This is a genomic window from Bacillus sp. FSL K6-0993, from assembly GCF_037977205.1.
GTDB classification, from domain to species: domain Bacteria; phylum Bacillota; class Bacilli; order Bacillales; family Bacillaceae; genus Bacillus; species Bacillus subtilis.
In genome coordinates, this window is the sequence record NZ_CP150275.1 from 2,689,811 (window position 1) to 2,708,997 (window position 19,187).

General features: G+C 44.5%; 21 protein-coding genes and 1 pseudogene. 6 read left to right on the forward strand and 16 right to left on the reverse strand.

Features of this window, described 5'->3' with window-relative positions:
• Window positions 1–11: 11 nt before the first annotated feature.
• The gene (secDF, locus tag MHH79_RS14070) at window positions 12–2,225 is read right to left on the reverse strand and encodes a protein translocase subunit SecDF (protein WP_100506502.1); all 2,214 of its coding nucleotides are present in this window, start codon (window positions 2,223–2,225) and stop codon (window positions 12–14) included.
• Between the two features lie 38 nt (window positions 2,226–2,263).
• Window positions 2,264–2,560, reverse strand: a complete 297-nt coding sequence (gene comN, locus MHH79_RS14075; protein WP_003229735.1) for a post-transcriptional regulator ComN — start codon at window positions 2,558–2,560, stop codon at window positions 2,264–2,266.
• 115 nt (window positions 2,561–2,675) lie between these two features.
• Between comN and spoVB the strand changes: the two genes are divergently transcribed.
• Window positions 2,676–4,232, forward strand: a complete 1,557-nt coding sequence (gene spoVB, locus MHH79_RS14080; protein WP_003229733.1) for a stage V sporulation protein B — start codon at window positions 2,676–2,678, stop codon at window positions 4,230–4,232.
• Window positions 4,233–4,235: 3 nt separating this feature from the next.
• Here the strand turns inward: spoVB and MHH79_RS14085 are convergent, their stop codons facing one another.
• Window positions 4,236–4,892, reverse strand: a complete 657-nt coding sequence (locus MHH79_RS14085; protein ID WP_100506501.1) for a DUF421 domain-containing protein — start codon at window positions 4,890–4,892, stop codon at window positions 4,236–4,238.
• 197 nt (window positions 4,893–5,089) lie between these two features.
• Between MHH79_RS14085 and MHH79_RS14090 the strand changes: the two genes are divergently transcribed.
• Window positions 5,090–5,479: a TIGR04086 family membrane protein gene (locus tag MHH79_RS14090; protein ID WP_004398667.1), complete on the forward strand. Its 390-nt coding sequence runs from the start codon at window positions 5,090–5,092 to the stop codon at window positions 5,477–5,479.
• Window positions 5,480–5,535: 56 nt separating this feature from the next.
• On the opposite strand, the gene yajC is transcribed toward MHH79_RS14090, so the two are convergent.
• The 9 genes and pseudogenes from yajC to iolG form a co-directional block, all read right to left on the reverse strand.
• Entirely contained in the window at window positions 5,536–5,802 is a 267-nt protein-coding gene (gene yajC, locus MHH79_RS14095) for a preprotein translocase subunit YajC (protein WP_004398708.1), read from the reverse strand.
• A 37-nt stretch (window positions 5,803–5,839) separates the two neighbouring features.
• Window positions 5,840–6,985 carry a tRNA guanosine(34) transglycosylase Tgt gene (gene tgt, locus MHH79_RS14100; protein WP_003229725.1) on the reverse strand — a complete coding sequence of 382 codons (1,146 nt, stop codon included), beginning with the start codon at window positions 6,983–6,985 and terminating at the stop codon, window positions 5,840–5,842.
• A 26-nt stretch (window positions 6,986–7,011) separates the two neighbouring features.
• Entirely contained in the window at window positions 7,012–8,040 is a 1,029-nt protein-coding gene (gene queA / locus MHH79_RS14105) for a tRNA preQ1(34) S-adenosylmethionine ribosyltransferase-isomerase QueA (RefSeq protein ID WP_003229723.1), read from the reverse strand.
• Between the two features lie 29 nt (window positions 8,041–8,069).
• Window positions 8,070–8,271 (reverse strand): annotated as a pseudogene (locus MHH79_RS14110) (DUF2905 domain-containing protein).
• Entirely contained in the window at window positions 8,264–9,268 is a 1,005-nt protein-coding gene (gene ruvB, locus MHH79_RS14115) for a Holliday junction branch migration DNA helicase RuvB (RefSeq protein WP_100506498.1), read from the reverse strand. Before ruvB ends, MHH79_RS14110 begins: the two are co-directional and overlap by 8 nt.
• Before the next feature lie 10 nt (window positions 9,269–9,278).
• A complete protein-coding gene (gene ruvA / locus MHH79_RS14120; RefSeq protein WP_003229717.1) occupies window positions 9,279–9,884 on the reverse strand; it encodes a Holliday junction branch migration protein RuvA in 606 nt (201 codons plus the stop codon).
• 138 nt (window positions 9,885–10,022) lie between these two features.
• Window positions 10,023–10,535 (reverse strand): sporulation cell-cell signaling protein BofC, encoded by a 513-nt coding sequence (gene bofC, locus MHH79_RS14125; RefSeq protein ID WP_003229715.1) that lies wholly within the window; start codon window positions 10,533–10,535, stop codon window positions 10,023–10,025.
• A 47-nt stretch (window positions 10,536–10,582) separates the two neighbouring features.
• On the reverse strand, window positions 10,583–11,890 hold the full coding sequence (locus MHH79_RS14130) for an MFS transporter (protein ID WP_003246197.1): 1,308 nt from the start codon (window positions 11,888–11,890) through the stop codon (window positions 10,583–10,585).
• A gap of 70 nt (window positions 11,891–11,960) precedes the next feature.
• Window positions 11,961–12,986, reverse strand: coding sequence for an inositol 2-dehydrogenase (iolG, locus tag MHH79_RS14135; RefSeq protein ID WP_340034663.1), 1,026 nt, complete (start codon window positions 12,984–12,986; stop codon window positions 11,961–11,963).
• A 237-nt stretch (window positions 12,987–13,223) separates the two neighbouring features.
• Between iolG and MHH79_RS14140 the strand changes: the two genes are divergently transcribed.
• Window positions 13,224–13,871: a phosphotransferase gene (locus tag MHH79_RS14140; RefSeq protein ID WP_015483514.1), complete on the forward strand. Its 648-nt coding sequence runs from the start codon at window positions 13,224–13,226 to the stop codon at window positions 13,869–13,871.
• Between the two features lie 45 nt (window positions 13,872–13,916).
• Here the strand turns inward: MHH79_RS14140 and MHH79_RS14145 are convergent, their stop codons facing one another.
• Window positions 13,917–14,039, reverse strand: coding sequence for a hypothetical protein (locus MHH79_RS14145; protein ID WP_003229707.1), 123 nt, complete (start codon window positions 14,037–14,039; stop codon window positions 13,917–13,919).
• Between the two features lie 204 nt (window positions 14,040–14,243).
• On the opposite strand from MHH79_RS14145, the gene MHH79_RS14150 reads away from it, so the two are divergent.
• From MHH79_RS14150 to MHH79_RS14160, 3 genes are all read left to right on the forward strand, one after another.
• On the forward strand, window positions 14,244–14,570 hold the full coding sequence (locus MHH79_RS14150) for a DUF5412 family protein (RefSeq protein ID WP_175950709.1): 327 nt from the start codon (window positions 14,244–14,246) through the stop codon (window positions 14,568–14,570).
• Window positions 14,571–14,576: 6 nt separating this feature from the next.
• Complete coding sequence (locus MHH79_RS14155; RefSeq protein ID WP_015483515.1) at window positions 14,577–14,717, forward strand: hypothetical protein; 141 nt, start codon at window positions 14,577–14,579, stop codon at window positions 14,715–14,717.
• Between the two features lie 163 nt (window positions 14,718–14,880).
• On the forward strand, window positions 14,881–16,335 hold the full coding sequence (locus tag MHH79_RS14160; protein ID WP_063335532.1) for an alanine/glycine:cation symporter family protein: 1,455 nt from the start codon (window positions 14,881–14,883) through the stop codon (window positions 16,333–16,335).
• A gap of 40 nt (window positions 16,336–16,375) precedes the next feature.
• Here MHH79_RS14160 and MHH79_RS14165 read toward each other — a convergent pair whose 3' ends face one another.
• From MHH79_RS14165 to safA, 3 genes are all read right to left on the reverse strand, one after another.
• Window positions 16,376–17,098, reverse strand: a complete 723-nt coding sequence (locus MHH79_RS14165; protein WP_340035164.1) for a YebC/PmpR family DNA-binding transcriptional regulator — start codon at window positions 17,096–17,098, stop codon at window positions 16,376–16,378.
• 102 nt (window positions 17,099–17,200) lie between these two features.
• Window positions 17,201–17,797, reverse strand: coding sequence for a spore germination protein SgpA (gene sgpA / locus MHH79_RS14170; RefSeq protein ID WP_003245996.1), 597 nt, complete (start codon window positions 17,795–17,797; stop codon window positions 17,201–17,203).
• A 147-nt stretch (window positions 17,798–17,944) separates the two neighbouring features.
• Window positions 17,945–19,102 (reverse strand): spore coat assembly protein SafA, encoded by a 1,158-nt coding sequence (safA, locus tag MHH79_RS14175; RefSeq protein WP_063335533.1) that lies wholly within the window; start codon window positions 19,100–19,102, stop codon window positions 17,945–17,947.
• Between the last annotated feature and the right edge of the window lie 85 nt (window positions 19,103–19,187).

Here is a 19,187-nt window from a genome sequence, read left to right on the forward strand (position 1 = left end):
CCTGATATTTTTTATTGCGCCGAATCTTTTTTCAGTTCTCTTCCTTTCCATGCAAGCCAAATTTGTGCGGCAATGTATAGAGAAGAATAAACGCCTGTTAACAGCCCGACCAATAAAGCAATTGAGAAGTTAGTAATAGAAGATGCTCCAAAGATCAGCAATGTCACAACAACAATCACAACAGTTAATACAGTGTTAATTGAACGTGTAAAGGTTTGCTGCAGGCTCAGGTTTACTATATGGTTCAGATCGGCAAATGTTTTCGGCTTACGCTTTTTCATATGCTCGCGGACCCTGTCAAATGTAACGATTGTATCGTTAATGGAATACCCGATTATCGTCAAGATGGCCGCGATGAACGTAACATCTACCTCAAGCCTTGTAATACTGAAGAACGTGACGATAAAGAATGCGTCATATAGCAATGAAGCGATGGCAGCAATCGCCATTTTGTATTCGAATCGGATTGAAACGTAAATAATGATGCCAATAGAAGCTATAGCAACTGCGTACAGCGCATTTCTTGCCAGCTCCTTACCGACTGTCGGTGAAACTGTGCTGACATTTGGATCAGATCCGTATTTGTCTTTAAAATACGTTTTTACTTTTGCAATGGTTTCTTTATCTGGCACCCCGACAAAACGGGCAACACCCATATTGCTCTTTTCGCCTGACAGAACTACAGTATCAGGGTCCATACCCAGAGATTCAAAATCCTTTTCGACTTGCTCTGTCGTCAGCTTATGGTCGCTTTGTACTTCAATCCGTGCACCGCTTGCAAAGTCAATGCCAAGATTCAGCCTGAACACAAGCAGGATAATAATCCCGGCAACCGTGACCGCACTGGAGAAAATAAAGAAGTATTTGCGTTTGCTCGTGAAATCCCATTTTTGGAATGGCGTATGCGGCTCTGTATTTTCATCCGTATCCTGAATATCCATGATATGTTTCTTATTGACACCAAACCAGCCTTTTTTCCGATCAAGCCATCTGCTTTCCACAAGGAGAGCGAGGAGAAATCTCGATAAGAAAACGGCAGTGATAAAGCTTGTCAAAATCGATAGGATCAGCATTGTCGCAAACCCTTTAACAGAGCTTGTCCCAAAGATAAAGAGCACAACCGCTGCAATAATGGTTGTAATATTCGCGTCAAAAATCGTCGCAAATGACCGTCTGTTTCCTGAACGGAAGGCAGAGCGGACTGACTTTCCTAGCTTGAGCTCTTCTTTAATCCGCTCATAGGTGATAATGTTGGCGTCAACAGCCATCCCGACACCTAAAATGAGAGCGGCAATTCCCGGAAGTGTAAGTACAGCATTCATCCAGTCAAAAATCTGGAGCGTAATGTATACATAAACCGATAGTGTTATCACCGCGATTAATCCCGGCAGACGGTAATAGAAAAGCATAAATAAGAAAATAATTGCGATACCGACAATACCGGCAAACACCGTATCATGGAGAGCCTGCTGGCCGAATTGTGCGCCTACTGATGTTGAATATTTTTCAGTCAGTTTTACAGGAAGTGCGCCTGCGTTTAAAATGCTGGCTAAATCTTTCGCTTCTTGAACCGTAAATTGCCCTTCAATTGTAACGTCAGTTGTGTTTAATTCCTGACTTACATTTGGGGCAGATACATATTTAGGGTGCTCTTTTTGAACCTCTTTTTTAAAGGAGTCCCCTTTTTCGTAATCCATCCAAATAACTAGCTGGTTGTTTGGCGCCATTTTCATGACCTTTTTGGTCACTTCGCCGAATTTATCAGCATCTTTCAGTTTAATGCTGACAATCGGTTCATTTGTTTTGGCGTCATACGTTTGTTTAGCTCCGTTTTCGACGAGGTCAGAGCCATTCAGCAATTCTTTGTCATTCGTATCTCTGAAAGAAAGCTGCGCTTCAGTCGCCAGAATTTCACGCGCTCTGTTTTGGTTTGTCACACCAGCGAGCTGAACGCGAATCCGGTTATTCCCTTCAATTTGGATGTTCGGTTCGCTGACACCGAGAACATTGGCCCGGCGGTTCAATGCCTCTACAGTGCTGACCAGAACGTCTTTTGTGATTTTGTCACCTTTTTTTACAGGCTGTACATCATACAGCACCTCAAATCCGCCTTGCAAATCCAATCCTAACGTAATATTGTTAGCGGCAGGCTTCGTAAAGTAGCCCAAGCCCGTGCCGATCAATAGAACGAAAAGGAAAAACGCAATCAAGCGTCCTTTTTTCATTATGTATATCCTCCCTTAAACCTGTGCGAATCAACCTGCTATCTCAGCAGTTCTTCCAATGCTTCCTGGCCCTCTTCACTGCCCAGCCAATTAGACGTTTTAAATGACTCAACGGTTGCATAGTTCATAAATTCGCCAATTTTCACTGATAAAATATCACTCGCCAGTTCATAAATGTTCAGTTCCGTTTTCTTTTTCCACTTCTTATCTGTTAAGTATGACCACAAACTTTCGAGTTCAACATCATCATACCCGAGAATCTTAAACTCTTCCAGTTTGCTGTAAAGAAACGGCCTGACGTGGTCTTTATATAGATCGGCTGGATGCTTCTCCACGAATTCCACGCTCCTTTTTTATTGTTTTTCAAGAAGACTTGTCATGCTTGGACGACATATACGCATATCTTTATTGTATATGATTCCAGGTAGTTTGAGAAGGCAGGGGGTAAAAATGGCGAAACAGACGTTTTTAAAGGGCACACTTATCCTTATCGCAGCAGGAATGGTTACAAGAATGCTCGGGTTTGTCAACCGGGTGGTTATCGCCCGTTTTATCGGTGAAGAAGGAGTCGGGCTTTACATGATGGCAGCGCCCACCTTCTTCTTGGCCACTACATTAACTCAATTCGGTCTGCCGGTCGCGATCAGCAAGCTAGTCGCTGAAGCCAGTGCGCGCGGAGATCATCAAAAAACGAAAAATATTTTAGTCATGTCTCTGACCATTACGGGAGTGCTCAGCCTCATCTTTACACCGCTGTTTCTGTTTTTCGCCCCGGTTATGGCTGAAACGATGCTGACAGATAAGCGAACACTGTATCCGCTCTTGGCCATTACGCCGGTTGTGCCGATTATTGCTATATCGAGTGTGCTGAGGGGATACTTTCAAGGAAAACAGAATATGAACCCGCTTGCTATGTCACAAGTCCTTGAACAGGTCGTCCGCATTTCACTCGTGGCTGTCTGCACAACGATTTTTCTCCCTTACGGAATTGAATATGCTGCAGCGGGGGCAATGCTATCCTCAGTGGCAGGGGAGCTGGCATCACTTCTTTATTTATTCGTTTGCTTTAAGTATAAAAAGACAATTAAAATCAGAAAGCATTTTTTCCAGTCAATTAAAAACGGAAAACAAACCTTTACCCAATTAATGAGCGTGTCCCTTCCAACAACCGGGAGCCGCTTTATCGGAAACCTCTCTTGGTTTTTCGAGCCAATCGTCGTCGCTCAAAGCCTTGCCATCGCCGGTGTGGCAACAGTTGCCGCAACAAAGCAATACGGGGAACTGACCGGCTTTGCCATGACGCTGCTGACTCTGCCCAGCTTTATTACATATTCTTTGTCGACCGCGCTTGTTCCTGCGATCAGTGAAGGAATGGAGCAGAAAAAATTGCAGGTGGTGGAATACCGCTTGGAACAGGCGATGCGTCTCTGTCTGCTCAGCGGAGGCATTTCAGTTGTTATTTTATTTGTATTTGCGGATGAGCTGATGAGAGTGATGTACGGTTCCTCAGGCGCAGCTGTATTTATAAAAGTAATGGCCCCGTTTTTTCTGCTTTATTATTTCCAAGGCCCGCTTCAAGCTGTGCTGCAGGCGCTTAATTTGGCAGGAGCTGCGATGATGAACAGCTTAATCGGAGCGCTTGTCAAAACAGGCCTTATTTTTGTCCTTGCCACAAGGCCTTCTCTTGGCATTATGGGCGCGGCATTAGCCATTGTGACAGGCATGGTGCTCGTCACGCTATTGCACGCAGCAACCGTAAGCAAAGTGCTGCCGATCAGTATCAAAATCAAGGAGTACGCGCTCAGCTTCGCTGTTATTGTAATTTGCGGATTCATCAGCTCCGCCATCAAACAATATATAAGCTTTGGAGCATCTGAGGCTGTCAATCTAGCCGGATGGATTGCGGCGAGCGCCGCCATTTATATGATCCTCCTGCTCGTTTTCCGTTTAATTAAAAAAGATGAGCTTCGCCGCATTCCCATTATCGGACGTCTGATCGTCCGATAATGGTCACGTGCGGTGCCCATCTTTTTCGTCAATAAATAATTCTCCGTCTGTAAACGAGCAAAATGAAATATCTGAAGGGTTTGTGTATCCGTGTTTTTGCAAACTTTCAAGCAGCCATTTTCTATCTTTACTGATTCTGGACAGGTTTTCTGTTTGAATGAAGCCGTCTATAATGAGCGGCATTTCGAGCTGCCGATGCTCTCCGCTATTTTCTTTCTTTACAATAGTCAGTTTGCCCGACGGCTCTAAAATGGCAAATGATACGTCAGCTACTCTGTCGACGCTATTTTCTCTGAGCTGAACCATTAAATCATCAAAATTATAACGCTGTGATTTCATGGCGTCTTCGTCAATTTTTCCATATTTGATAATTATGGTCGGCTTACCGTCAAGAAGCTGGCGGACTTTTCGGTTTTTTAAAGAAAAGTATGCCAAAGTCACTTGAATGATCATTAATACAAGCATTGGCAAAATGGTATGAAATAGATGATCGTCTACGTTTTCTATGGCTAAAACGGCAATTTCAGCCATCATGATAAAGACAACGAGATCTAAAATACTAAGCTCTCCGATCTCCCGTTTGCCCATGAAACGAAAAATGACCAATATCACAAAATACAATACGACTGTGCGAAACGCAATAGTGAGAAGCTCTTCCATTATGCACCTCCAACTCATTATAGGATGCAACAAAATGATCAATTTATGTAAGAAAAACCGTTTGCATTTCACAAAGCTTTTACGTCTAATTCATGGGATAAGGGAATACATTTTTACAAAGACGAGCCATCAGCATGTCTGACGGTTTTGAACAAAAAGAACAGAAGCCTTTTAATACAGGCAGAGAGGAGACAATCATGGAGGAAACGAAACAAGTTGGAAAAGGCATTCTTTACGGCTTAATCGCCATATTTTCAGCCATGCTCCTGACAAGTTTGGCGGTTTCACTTTTATTGACCGCAACCTCGCTGGAAGAATCATCATTTAACTGGCTGATCACAGCTATCTCATTTCTCTCTTTATTTATCGGCGGATTCATTTCAGGCGGGAAAGGCAAGGAAAGAGGCTGGATGATTGGCGCATTGACCGCCTTAAGTTTTTCTCTGATTATCTTATTGTTTCAGTATTTAGGATTCGGAAAGACATTTACAGCAGAACAACTGATCTTCCATCTGGGATTTTTAGGGGTGTGCATGCTGGGCGGGATTTTCGGCGTGAACATGAGGGGAAACAGGTCTTCCACATAAAAAAGAGCGGGCTCACTCGCCCGCTCTTTTTTGTTTGCTATGTATAGCTCCTGCTGTTATTCAGCAGCAGAAACTTCTCTGATCGCGCGGCGGTCGAACGTAAGACGTGTGTTATCACCAGTCTTAATTACGACTTTGCTTTCGTCGATAGAGTCAACAGTACCGTGCAATCCCCCGATTGTCACTACTGAATCGCCTTTTTTCAGTTCCTCCTGCATTTGGCGTACAGCCTTTTGCTGCTTTTGCTGAGGACGAATCAGCAAGAAGTAAAGGACCGCAAACATTAAAATAATAGGAACCAATGTACCTAAAGTGCCAGTCATCATTTTCACCCCTTTCTGTAAGCCTGTTATGTTTTATTTAGAAGCTTTTCGCATTTGGCTTGTTATAGCCGTAACGCTCAAAGAACTCTTCTCTGAAATCACCCAGACGATCCTCGCGAATAGCCTGTCTTACCTGCTCCATTAAGTGTAACAGAAAATGAAGGTTATGGTAAGTTGTTAATCGAAGGCCGAATGTTTCATTGCAGCGAATCAAGTGCCTAATGTACGCGCGAGTGTAGTTTTTACATGTATAGCAATCACACTCTTCATCAATCGGACGGAAGTCTCTTTCAAATTTCGCATTTTTCATATTGAGTCGTCCTTCAGCAGTAAACACTGTGCCGTTTCTTGCAATCCGAGTAGGCAGCACACAGTCAAACATATCGACCCCGCGGATCGCTCCGTCGATCAGTGCGTCCGGAGAACCTACTCCCATCAGATATCTCGGTTTATCCTTCGGCAAGAGCGGTGTTGTAAATTCGAGTACACGGTTCATGACATCCTTCGGTTCACCTACAGACAATCCGCCTATAGCATATCCCGGAAAATCAAGGGAAATCAAGTCCTTCGCACTTTGTGTCCGCAGATCTTCATATTCTCCGCCTTGTACAATACCAAACAGCCCTTGTTCATCCTGACGATTGTGGGCATTCAGGCAGCGTTCCGCCCAACGGCTTGTCCGTTCAACTGACCGCTTCATGTAGTCGTACTCCGCCGGGTATGGCGGGCATTCGTCAAACGCCATCATAATATCAGAGCCGAGTGCGTTTTGGATCTCCATCGCTTTTTCCGGAGATAAAAACAGCTTGTCTCCATTTAGATGATTGCGGAAATGGACACCCTCTTCCTCTATATTACGAAACTTGCTTAAAGAAAAGACCTGAAAACCGCCTGAATCTGTTAAAATTGCGCGGTCCCAGTTCATAAATTTATGGAGCCCGCCCGCTTCTTTGACAATGTCTTGGCCCGGACGAAGCCATAGATGATAAGTGTTGCTCAAAATGATGCCTGCATCCATTGCTTTCAGCTCTTCAGGCGACATTGTTTTGACTGTCGCCAGTGTGCCGACCGGCATAAAAACCGGCGTTTCAAAGGAGCCGTGAGGCGTATGCACTTTGCCCAGCCGCGCTCCTGTTTGTTTGCATTCTTTTATAAATTCATAGCGTATTGGTTGTTCAGCCACTTTTGATGAGGCCTCCTGTTCTCAAATTATATAATCAGCATCGCGTCTCCGAAGCTGAAGAAACGGTATTCCTCTTCCACTGCATGGTTATAGGCACGCAGAATGTTTTCTCTTCCAGCAAGCGCGCTTACCAGCATAATCAATGACGATTTCGGCAAATGGAAGTTTGTAATCATTCCGTCAATGGCTTTAAATTCATAGCCCGGATAAATAAAAATAGATGTCCAGCCGCTTGATGCTTTAAATTGCCCGTCATGTTCCCCGGCAATCGTCTCAAGCGTGCGTGTCGAGGTCGTGCCGACAGAAATGATTCTGCCGCCATTTTCTCTTACTTTGTTTAAGGCTGCAGCCGTTTCTTCTGACATTTGATAAAACTCTGCATGCATATTATGCTCTTCCACTTCATCGGCACTCACAGGGCGAAACGTTCCAAGGCCTACGTGCAGTGTGATGAACTCAATTTGCACGCCTTTGTCTTTCAGCTGCTGTAAGATTTCTTCCGTGAAGTGAAGGCCAGCTGTAGGCGCAGCAGCAGAGCCGATTTCTTTTGAATACACTGTCTGGTAGCGCTCTTTGTCATCAAGCTGTTCTTTGATATATGGAGGGAGCGGCATCTCTCCAAGGGATTCGAGCACCTCGTAGAAAATACCGTCATATTGAAATTCCATCTTTCTGCCGCCGTGCTCAAGCTCTTCCGTGCAGATTGCCTTCAATCTTCCGTCTCCAAATGTGACAACAGTTCCTTTTTTCACCCGTTTCGCCGGTTTGGCAAGTGTTTCCCATTTATCACCGGTTTCCTGTTTCAACAAAAGAAGTTCCACTTTCGCGCCGGTATCCTCTTTTGTGCCGAATAACCGCGCAGGCAGCACCCGGGTATTGTTCAGGACAAGACAATCGCCTTCGTTAAAGAAGCTGATAATGTGTTTAAACGAGCTGTCAGTAAGCTCTCCTGTATGTTTATCGAGCACCATCAGCCTTGAAGCATCACGCTGCTCCAACGGCACTTGTGCAATTAAACGTTCTGGTAGTTCAAAATCAAATAAATCGACTTTCATGATGATTTCACCTTTATTCTAGTCTTTTGTTATTTCATTCTGCCAAAAAGATTGAGCAAAATTGATAATACCACACTTATAATAATACAAGTGACAACCGGGAAGAAAAACGTGACATTTCCTTTTTTTTACAAAAATATCTCCCGGCATCTTGCCGACAAAATGCAAAACTGCTCCGATAATAAGCAAAACAGCACCAAGAATCATAATGATCTTAGGAAATTCAGTCATATCGGGGAGCCTCCATTTGGAAATGATGATAAACGGCCGGTGTCACGATCCTTCCACGCGGCGTTCTTTGTATAAATCCAATTTGCAGCAGATATGGTTCATATACGTCTTCAATCGTATGCGATTCCTCGCCGATGGTAGCTGAAATCGTATCAAGGCCTACTGGGCCGCCGTTGAATTTTTCGATCATGCCCATCAGCAGCTTATGATCAATATGATCCAAACCGAGGCGGTCAACCTGAAGCCGCTCCAGCGCATTCTGAGAAATGTCTTCCGTAATCCTGCTGTCACCCAGCACTTGGGCGAAATCGCGCACCCTTCTCAGCAGGCGGTTCGCCACGCGGGGCGTCCCTCTCGATCTTCTTGCAATTTCAAGAGCCGACGGTTTATCAATCTCAACCTCGAATACATCAGCGGTTCTTGTGACAATATCCGCCAGTTCTTCTTGTGTATAGTACTCAAGGCGAGCCATGACGCCGAATCTGTCTCTTAAAGGAGCCGTCAAAAGCCCCACCCTCGTCGTGGCTCCCACCAGCGTAAAAGGCGGAAGGTCGAGCCGAACCGAGCGGGCAGATGGGCCTTTGCCAATCACAATGTCCAGGCAAAAGTCTTCCATTGCAGGATAAAGCACCTCTTCGATCGATCTGTGCAGCCTATGTATTTCATCAATAAATAATACATCTCCCGGTTCCAGCGCCGTTAATATAGCAGCCAAATCACCAGGCCTTTCAATCGCAGGCCCTGATGTCGTCCGCAATTCCACTCCCATTTCATTGGCTACAATGGAAGCAAGCGTTGTTTTTCCGAGTCCGGGCGGCCCGTACAGAAGAACATGATCCAGCGTCTCCTGTCTCATTTTCGCCGCATCTATAAACACGCGCAAATTTTCTTTTACCTTATGCTGCCCGATATACTGTGCCAGATATTGCGGCCTCAGGCTTTGCTCTATCACTGATTCATGGTTGTCTGCTTCACTTGAGACGAGCCGTTCATCCATGAACATCACCTTACTTTAATAGTTTTTGTAATGCTTTTTTCACATATTGGTCTGTTGTCAGCCCAATTTCTTCTTTAAGGTGAGGAAGCACCTTTTTGATTTCTTTTTCAGCATATCCGAGAACCCTGAGGGCTTCAAGTGCTTCTTCAAGAGCCGTTTCCGCTGTTTGCTTTTCAAGCCTTTCTTCATGATTAAACAGATTTTCAATCATTTCAGGCACAACATCTGCTAGCTTTCCTTTTAAATCTAGAATAATCTGGCGTGCGGTTTTCTTTCCTACTCCAGGAAACTTGACCAAAAAAGCTTCATCCTCATTTTCAATTGCTTGGATGACCGCTCCGGGATCACCCGAGCCCAAGATGGCAAGTGCTCCTTTCGGGCCAATTCCTGTCACGTTTAACAGCTTTGTAAAGAGCGCCTTCTCCTCTCTTGTTGAAAAACCGTAAAGCGAAAAAGCATCCTCTCTGATATGATGGTATGTAAAAATCGTTTCTTGGCTTCTCTCCTTATATATAAACGGATTCGGCGTGAAAATCTGATAGCCGATGCCGCCGTTCTCTATGACAATATATTGGGGAGATACATAATCAATCGTCCCTTTAACAAATTCAATCACGCAAATTCACCTCTTTGACTGTTCTTCATTGTACCATAAAAACAGCCAAAGTCTTATAGAAAAGTTAACATATGTTCGCTTCTCTCTCATTCTTTCACGAAAAAAAAGACATGAATACATGTCTTCAATCAGCGGACGCTACCCGCTGTATGTCTTCATATGTTCGATGACATCCTCAAACTCCGCTTTTGTCCGAAATGGAATGCCTTTCAGCAGATTTTTTTGCATATGGCTTTCCAGCCTTTCTAAATCAATTTGAAAAAAAGACTGAATTGGTTCGGAAGCTGGCTCAGGCCGCCCATGAAAAGTGGAAATCACTCCATTATCCGATACACCGATATACCCGTTGACCTTGCTGAGCGGAGAAATATCGTCCATTTGCTTCCGGAAGAGCACATATCCCTTTTTTTGTTCCACAAGCGTCCATCCGGCATAAGCTGCCCAAAAATCATCCATAGAAAACACTTTTTCATGCTTATGCTCAATGCTGACATCGCCGTCCAAATACACCTTTTCAAGCTGCACATGCACCTGCAGCGGCTCATAGTGCTCCACTTCCGCGCCAAGTGCGCGGGAAGGAGCTCCTATTAAAAATACTGCCGCTGAGCAAAGAATGCCCAGCAAAAGATACGCCGTGCTGAATCGTTTCACCCTCTACACCTCTTTGCACACGTTTATGATTAGTTTGACCAAAGAGGCTACTGCTTAACCGTTTTATCAAAATTTGTCTGCACATTTTCCCTGACAAACCGTTCCTCCGTATACACATCTGTGCTTTGCTCAGAAATTGTCAAGAATCGCGTCAGAAAAGCACTGAAAAAATACAATGCCGCAAAGATCCAAATCACGCCGCCTGCACCGAGCGGCCCAATGAAAAGACTCACGATGCCCGGCGCGATAAACGCACATAAACCAGATCCCAAATTCAACACTGACATGGCAGCACCTTTATTATCAGGTGCAAGCGTCGGCAAAAGCGCGCTTAATGGAACGTACCCTGCTAAAGCCGCGCCGTAGCAGCAGGCGATAATCATGAGCACCCAATACTGATGCCCGATCAGCTGAGGCGTGTAATACAGCGCCAGCGTAAAAATACCGCATCCGACACCGCCAAACCACATGACCGTATTGCGCCAGCCAAGTTTATCTCCGACTGCACCGAAAATGATATTAAACACAATATTCACAAAAAACAGCGTCCCCCATATTTGCAGCCATTCCGAAACCGAATACCCGTATCGTGCTAAATAAGTAGGAAGAAAGATGGCAAATCCAAATTGTCCTATCGCATTAATCGTCTTGACCACTCCGCCGATGCCTACCTTAGGGTTTTCAAACATAATTGTAAATGCCTTCGACAATTCTTTCCATTTCGGCTGATCTTGTTTTTGTATCGGAGTAAATTTATCTTTGTTAAAAAATAAGGCAAGAATTCCGCCTGCCGCCACAAACAGTAAAGCGCTCCAAAGCGTATTGATTTCTCCAAAGGCCGGAACTGCATAGCTGGAATAGAACGGGCCGAGCACGTTAAGGCCGCACGTAAACATAAACCAAAACCAGCCGACGGCTTTTCCGAGAATATTTTGAGAGGTGCTGTATGACACCCATACGAGAAAAGAGTATGCAAACAGCGGATATCCCAAGCCTCTAAGAGCATAGCTGCCCAAGAGAGCCGGATAATACATATGAGGAATCGCCCAGCCGATAAAAGCGGCCGAACCGAGGATAAATGCAAGCAATCCGACAGTCATCGTTTTTCTCGGCCCCCAAGTTTGGACAAACGTTCCTGAAAGCCAAGCTGAGATGGTGACAGCAATGCCGTACATGGTAAATAACGATGCGGATTGCTGCATACTGAGACCATGATCAACGAGAAAAGGAGACAGCCAGCCTTGTTCGAGGCCATCTCCAACCATAAAGATGACAACGCCAATATAACCCCAAACCATGTGAGAAGGAATTCCGATTTTGTTCAAAACATTTCCTTTAGCATGTACTGTATTCATTTTCTCCACCGCCTACTTAAAGTATCAATGGAGTATATACCCAAGCTTGCTGAATTGTAATCCTGTTAGATTAAAAAGCGATTTTTTCAGTGTGCTCAATGCTGACAGGCATGCCAAAAGCAAGCGATTGCTGTGCTGCTCTGGCGATCCTTCCGGCCTGTAAACCGTCATTACCGGTGCAGGGAGTCTCCTGGTTTGTGCCGATCGCTTCTGCAAAACGGAGAATCTCCTCCTCATATGAATCCTTATAGCGTTCAAGGAAAAAGAAATGCGGTTTATCCTTCATCACAAAATCAGCTGTTGACACCTCAACCGTTGTCGGCCTGCTATTATCAGCCGCTGCAGAGCCTTTCGTCCCGAAAACCTCAACCCGCTGGTCATATCCGTACACAGCTTGGCGGCTGTTATCAATCACCGCCATGGCACCGTTTTCAAAAGTCAGTGTAATAACAGCTGTATCAATATCACCCAGCTCCGCAAAAGAAGGATTCACCAAAGCCGCCCCTTTGGCATACACTTCCGTCACTTCGCTTCCCATAATATATCTGGCCATATCAAAATCATGGATCGACATATCCATAAACAATCCGCCTGACGTACGGACATAATCTATATTCGGGGGTTCTGGGTCCCGGGACGTGATTTTTAATAAATGAGGTGTGCCGATTTCACCATTTTCAACAATCGTTTTGATTTTCTTAAAATGAGGATCAAAGCGGCGGTTAAATCCGACTTGAAGTGTTATCCCGTGTTTCCGGACAGCCGCAAGCGCTTCACTCGTTTCGTCCAGAGAGAAACTAACGGGCTTCTCACAAAATATATGCTTTTTCGCCTCGGCTGCTTCTTTGATCATCTGTGCATGTACGGCTGTAGGAGAGCAAATAAAAATAGCATCAATATCAGGATCATGTAATAAATCACGATAATCAGAGGTTATGTATTCAATCTGATGACTGTCGGCCCAGCTTTTTATACGGCTTGCCTGAATGTCAGAGACTGCTTTTATTTTCATGTGAGGAATCCGGCTTATATTTTGAACATGAAGTTTGCCGATGCGGCCTGCACCGATAATCCCTGTCACAATCTGTTTTGTCATGGCTTTTTCCCCCTTGATCATTCACGAAAGCGCTTTATTTAAAATTAATACTATCCCATTTGTAAGCGCTTTTCAAGAATGGAAATTAAACGTTCTATGTCTCTTTTATCACAATTCATGCTTATAAGTAGCCTTCTTCTTCAAGACCAGATACACTAGAATTAGGCTCTTTTTCCTGAACAGTTTATGATTTTCCTATAAACAGCTGCATAAAATAGAGCAAAGAAGGTGAATGAAATGCTGACAAAAGCAGAGGCACTGGCCCATTCCGTCATATACCGCAAGAACAGCAGATTTGATAAAGTCAAAGAGAAATCCGAGGAATTAACACTAATCGGCAAGGGAAGAAGCGCCTATGTGTTTGCCTTAACAGAAGGCGGTCGAAAAATGGCGCTGAAAGTATTTTTTCCGGAATATCAAGCGACAGCAGTCAAAGAAGCAGCGATCTATGAAAAATTAGCCGGGTCCGCATTCTATCCTGACATTTACGAAACTGGCGATTCATTTATTCTCATGGAATATATTAAAGGTGAAACCTTTTATAACTGTCTGAAGAAAGGCATTGCAATCAGTGATGACATGATTCAGCAGGTTGAAGAAGCGCTTTCTGACGCCCGGGCAGCCGGACTGAACCCGTCAGATATTCATTTACGGAATCTGATATTGACAGAAACCGGGGCGGTGCGGGTGATTGATGTTGCGAGATTTGAGCAGACAAAAACATGCACGCAGTGGGACGACTTAAAATCCGCATATGATGCACTCTACAAAAAACCGATATTCCCCAAAAAGATTCCGGGTTTTTGGCTGGAGATCATCGCATTTTTATATAAGAAAGATTGGTTTCAAAAGCATTTCGCACAGCGGAAAAGAAAATATTCTTAAATCAAAAAGGCAGCCGCACAAGCGGCTGCCTTTATCATGTATTTTTTACTTTCTGACGGCAGAAATCAGTTTCATTTGTTCAGGCGACAGCTTAATTCGATAGCCTCTCACAGTTAAGTAGACCGCTTCTGGGTCCTTCTCGCCGGAATGACAATACGTTTTTTCCATTTCTGTCTCCCCCCACCCTTTATTGGCTTTATTTCATCATATCATCGCTTTATTGAGGTAATTTTAAAGAAATGTAAAGATCATATGAATCCGATATATGGTAAAATGAGAGAAAAAAAGGGAGAGAGTCACATTAAGAGACGCAGCAACATCCCGCTTATTATGTTTGCCCTGCTGGTCTTCTTCGGCGGCGCCATCTATTGGATGTTATTTTCACTAAAAAACGTTCCGAAAGGCAATCTCGTCCAATCGGTTGAATCGCCGGACGGCAGCTATACGTTAAACACTTATGTATCCGAAAACACCTTGAGCTTAGATGCAGCCAGAGGTGAACTTGTAAATGAAAAAACACTTGTCAAGAGAACAATATACTGGAATTACCCGGACAGCCGCCCAGCAGTGACGTGGATCAATCACAATACAGTGAAAATCGGCAATCAGACTTTACATCTCGATACTGATGAAACGTATGATTGGCGAAAAGATGATCATTGGATCCGAGAAGAACCGCCGCAGGCGTCAGTGAGGTGATGAAACATGAATAAGATGAACGGAACAAATGATGAAAAGCATTTTAATCATTTTGTGATTGCTTTATCCTTTATATACGGTTTGACTGAACTAGGCTATTTGTTGCTGAAGAATTTTATAACAATTGCCATAAGTTTGCCTCTGTAGAAAAACGCAGCGTAGTCGATACGCCGCGTTTTTTCTTTTTCCCTTCCTCTTCTTATTGATAATTACAGGTCATATAATGTGACAAATCGATTGTAGAAATAGTTCGATTAGACCAAAATCCTTTTTATACATGTATTCGAATTTGAAGTGAGGGGGAAGCTTGATGGCAGATTTTGTTGCTAGTTTGAATGCGGTCTTATGGAGTACGCCCGTCATTTATATTTTATTGGGAATTGGATTCGCCTTTTCAATTATGACCCGTTTTTTACAAGTCCGACATTTAAAAGAAATGATTGTTCAGATGTTCAAAGGCAAGAGCTCTGAAGCCGGCGTTTCATCTTTCCAAGCGTTATCGATTGCGCTGTCCGGCCGTGTGGGCACAGGAAACATCGCGGGAGTGGCGACAGCAATTGCATTCGGCGGACCCGGTGCAGTGTTCTGGATGTGGGCGATTGCCTTTATCGGGGCGGCGAGTGCCTTTGTAGAATCAACGCTTGCTCAAATTTACAAAGTGAAACAAGACGGTCAATATAGGGGCGGCCCTGCTTATTATATAGAAAAAGGCTTAGGCATTAAGTGGTTTGCCGTCTTATTTGCCGCTGCTGCCCTTATTGCAATGGCCTTTCTAATGCCGGGCGTACAGTCCAACTCCATTGCGGCTGGGATCCAAAATGCATTCGGCATCTCTCCTTTCGTCACAGGGTGTGGTCTGGTTTTATTATTAGGGTTCATTATTTTTGGCGGCGTCAAACGAATTGCCAATGTGGCGCAAATGATTGTTCCATTTATGGCCATTGGATATATCCTGCTGTCTTTGATTATTATTGTCATGAATGTGTCTGAATTGCCTGCTGTGATCTCATTAATATTCAAAAGTGCTTTTGCATTGGATTCCGCTTTTGGCGGCTTGATCGGCATGGCGATTTCCTGGGGCGTTAAACGTGGCATTTACTCAAACGAAGCCGGCCAGGGAACAGGCCCGCATCCGGCAGCTGCTGCAGAGGTTTCTCATCCGGTCAAGCAGGGACTGGTTCAGGCATTTTCTGTTTATATTGACACCTTGTTTGTATGTTCCGCTACAGCTTTCATGATCTTGTTTACCGGCATGTACAATACCCAGGCCGCAGATGGTTCCTTTATCGTTCACCAGCTTAAAGGCGTAGAAGCAGGACCTGGTTTCACACAAGCGGCAATTGACAGTGTTCTTCCCGGATTCGGTGCAGGCTTTGTTGCCATCGCTTTATTCTTCTTCGCTTTTACAACAATTATGGCGTATTACTACATCGCAGAAACAAATATCGCCTATTTAGCACGAGGCAGAGAAAGCAGATGGGCGATGCTTGGCTTAAAACTGATTATTTTAGCCGCCACGTTCTATGGTACTGTGAAAACAGCTTCACTTGCTTGGGCATTAGGGGATGCAGGGCTTGGCATTATGGTATGGCTGAACGTCATTGCCATTGTGCTGCTTGCCAAGCCGGCGCTTCTTGCTTTAAAGGATTATGAGCGCCAAAAGAAGCAGGGCTTAGACCCGGTCTTTGATCCAAAAGCGCTGGGTATCAAAAACGCTGATTTCTGGGAGAAAGAATACACTCATGAAAGTGAACGTGTCTCCTGAACATACTTAAACCGGCCCGATATGACCTCGTGCCGGTTTTTTATGAACGATAGTTTGTATACACTTCTTGAACATCATCGTCATCTTCAAGGACGTCTATTAATGTTTCCAGCTTCTCAACAGCCTGATCATCGGCTTCTGCATAGGTATTGGGAAGCATGGTCACCTCCGCCGAAGAAATTAGATATTTCGATTCGAGGGCTGTTTTCACCTCTTCAAAATGCTCAGGCTCTGTGAAAACCTCATATAGGTCTTCTTCAATTCGCAGCTCTTCTCCTCCTGCTTCAAGCACATCAAGCATGAGCTCATCTTCTTCTATTTGCCGTTCAGTACAGTCTATCGTAATGTACCCCTTTCGTTCAAATAAAAAGGCTACACATCCGCTTTCTCCCAGACTTCCGCCATTTTTATTAAAGGCTGTCCGCACATTTGACGCCGTTCGGTTTTTATTATCTGTTACGCATTCAACCATGACGGCAATCCCTGAAGGGCCGTAGCCTTCATAGGTGATTTCTTCATAGCTGCTTCCGTCTTGGCCTCCCGCAGCTTTTTTAATGGCCCGATCTATATTTTCATTCGGCATATTGGCGCCTTTTGCTTTTTCGATGACAAGACGCAATGCTGAATTTGCTTCTGGATCCGCTCCGCCTTCTTTCGCTGCCACATAGATTTCTTTTGCCAGCTTCATAAATATTTTCCCGCGCTTTGCATCCTGTGCATTTTTTCTTTTTTGAATGTTTTTCCACTTGGAATGGCCTGCCATGTTTTCACCTTCTTTTACATTTTCTATGTACACTTTAATGGGAATTGTTCGCTGATGCAAAGAAAAAGGCTGCCGAATATCACTTCCGGCAGCCCTTCCTTCCTAGCGGTTGTTCATTTTATGAAGTTTTCTGAACAGCCCTTTATCTGTTGATACTTGGACGTCACGGCCATTTGCATAGTTGCGCGCTGCTTTTACGACATTATCTCTGTCAGACTTTGTGAACTCTCTGTGGCTTTTGACTGCGATAACTACTCGGTCATCCGATACCATAACTTGTGTGTCATTGACGTTTTTCACTTGTTTCACACGGTTGGCGATTTTTGCAGCCAGTCTTCTGTTTTCTTGGTTGTCATACCCGTTGTTCGCTGCATTCCGATTCATGTTTCGGTTATTCGTGTTGTTATATGTTCCGTCAGTTGCCAAAGGAACACGATCGTCAGCGGTAACACGGTCACGGTTATTTACATTCGTGGTGTTTCGGTTACCATCGTTCTGATCCTCCATTAATTCAGAAACAGGACCATCGTGGTCGATTCCGTCTCCCTGTCTATCGGCGTCATTTTCATTTGTATAATATCCGATTGGACGGGTATTGCCGTTATTGCGCGTATCATTCATAGCATTATCGTTTGCTCCGCATGCTGTTAAGCCGGCTGTCATTAGAATCAGGCTAGCGATCGTCATTTTTTTACCCAATGGAAAAACCCCCCGTGGACGAATTGAGCATGTTTGCTCGCTTTTATCATGTGCGTATGGGGGGCATGTTAAGCGTGTCAGTTCTCTCCATTTGGCAGTGATCTGCTTGAAAACAAAAAAAGGAACGATTTACATCGTTCCGAACGATCACTCATTTTCTTCTTCTGGCCGGCCAAACATTTGGTTTACAGAAGGCTGGTTCGTCATTGGCATAGAAACTCCTGCCGAATATGGGTTTGGATTTGGGTTAGCTGTGCCATATGGCATATTAGGGCTTCCATAAGCTCCCATTCCCGAATGGCCAGGCGCAGAGAAATATGGCTGATGATCACCGTCACAGCCGCAGTCGTCATGATCTTTGTATGGCATGTAACCATGAGCCGCAGCAGGCTGGTATGCTCCCATTACTTGGGGAGTGCCGTAATAAGGGCCATACGGCATATGTCCAAACGGAGATCCATAAGCCGGAGATGCGTATTGCGGCGCACCGTATGAACCGTAATGTCCATGATGGCTGTTTTCATGATGCTGGTTTTCATAACCCGGGTCATACTGAGGCGATACGAAGCCTGGCTGGTATCCATGCATCGGATGCATTGGATAAGCTTGTGCCGGATAGTACGGATAGCATAACCCTGATCCTGGAAGAATTGGCGAAACAGGCACCGGACACGGTACGAAATGAGCCGGATAATGATAATAAGGCTGAACAGCCGGCATATTCGGAACTGTGTGATGAACGTTTTCTTCTTCTACACCGCCTACCTCTGGCGCCTTTGGCATATTAGGCATATTCGGATAATTTGCATTTTCCATATTACTCATAGCCTCCTGTTGTGGAAATTGGTCTTGCATATGATACATATGATCCATATTTCCGTCATGATGTTTTTTCGGCTCCTCCGGTTTAGGAGGCGACCAAGGCTGGAAAAGCTGTTTCATATCATAATAATCGTTCACATCAGCTTCAGGGTACACATTTTCCTGCAAATTAGGCATCGGCGGGACATACGGCATGGACTTCTTTTCTTTCGGCTTTGTGTCTTCTACATCGACAACGGATTTAGGCTTCTCTTTCGCATACGGATGTTCTTGCTTCACACTCCCGGCCGCAGGACTTTTGCCCGCTTTTGGCTCTTTTCTGACCGGGACTCCTTCTGATGGCACTTTTATTTTCATTCCAGGCATGATTAAGTCTGGATTGCTAAGCTGTGTATTGAGTTTTTTCACTTCCTCAACATCGACTCCGTACTTTTCAGCTATTTTCCAGAGCGAATCGCCTTTTTGAACGATATGGATTTTCAACGTTTTCCCCTCCTATGCAAAACGTGAACAGTTCAGCTGTGATTACAATATGTTTCTTCACAACATATGACTGAACAAAAGAAGT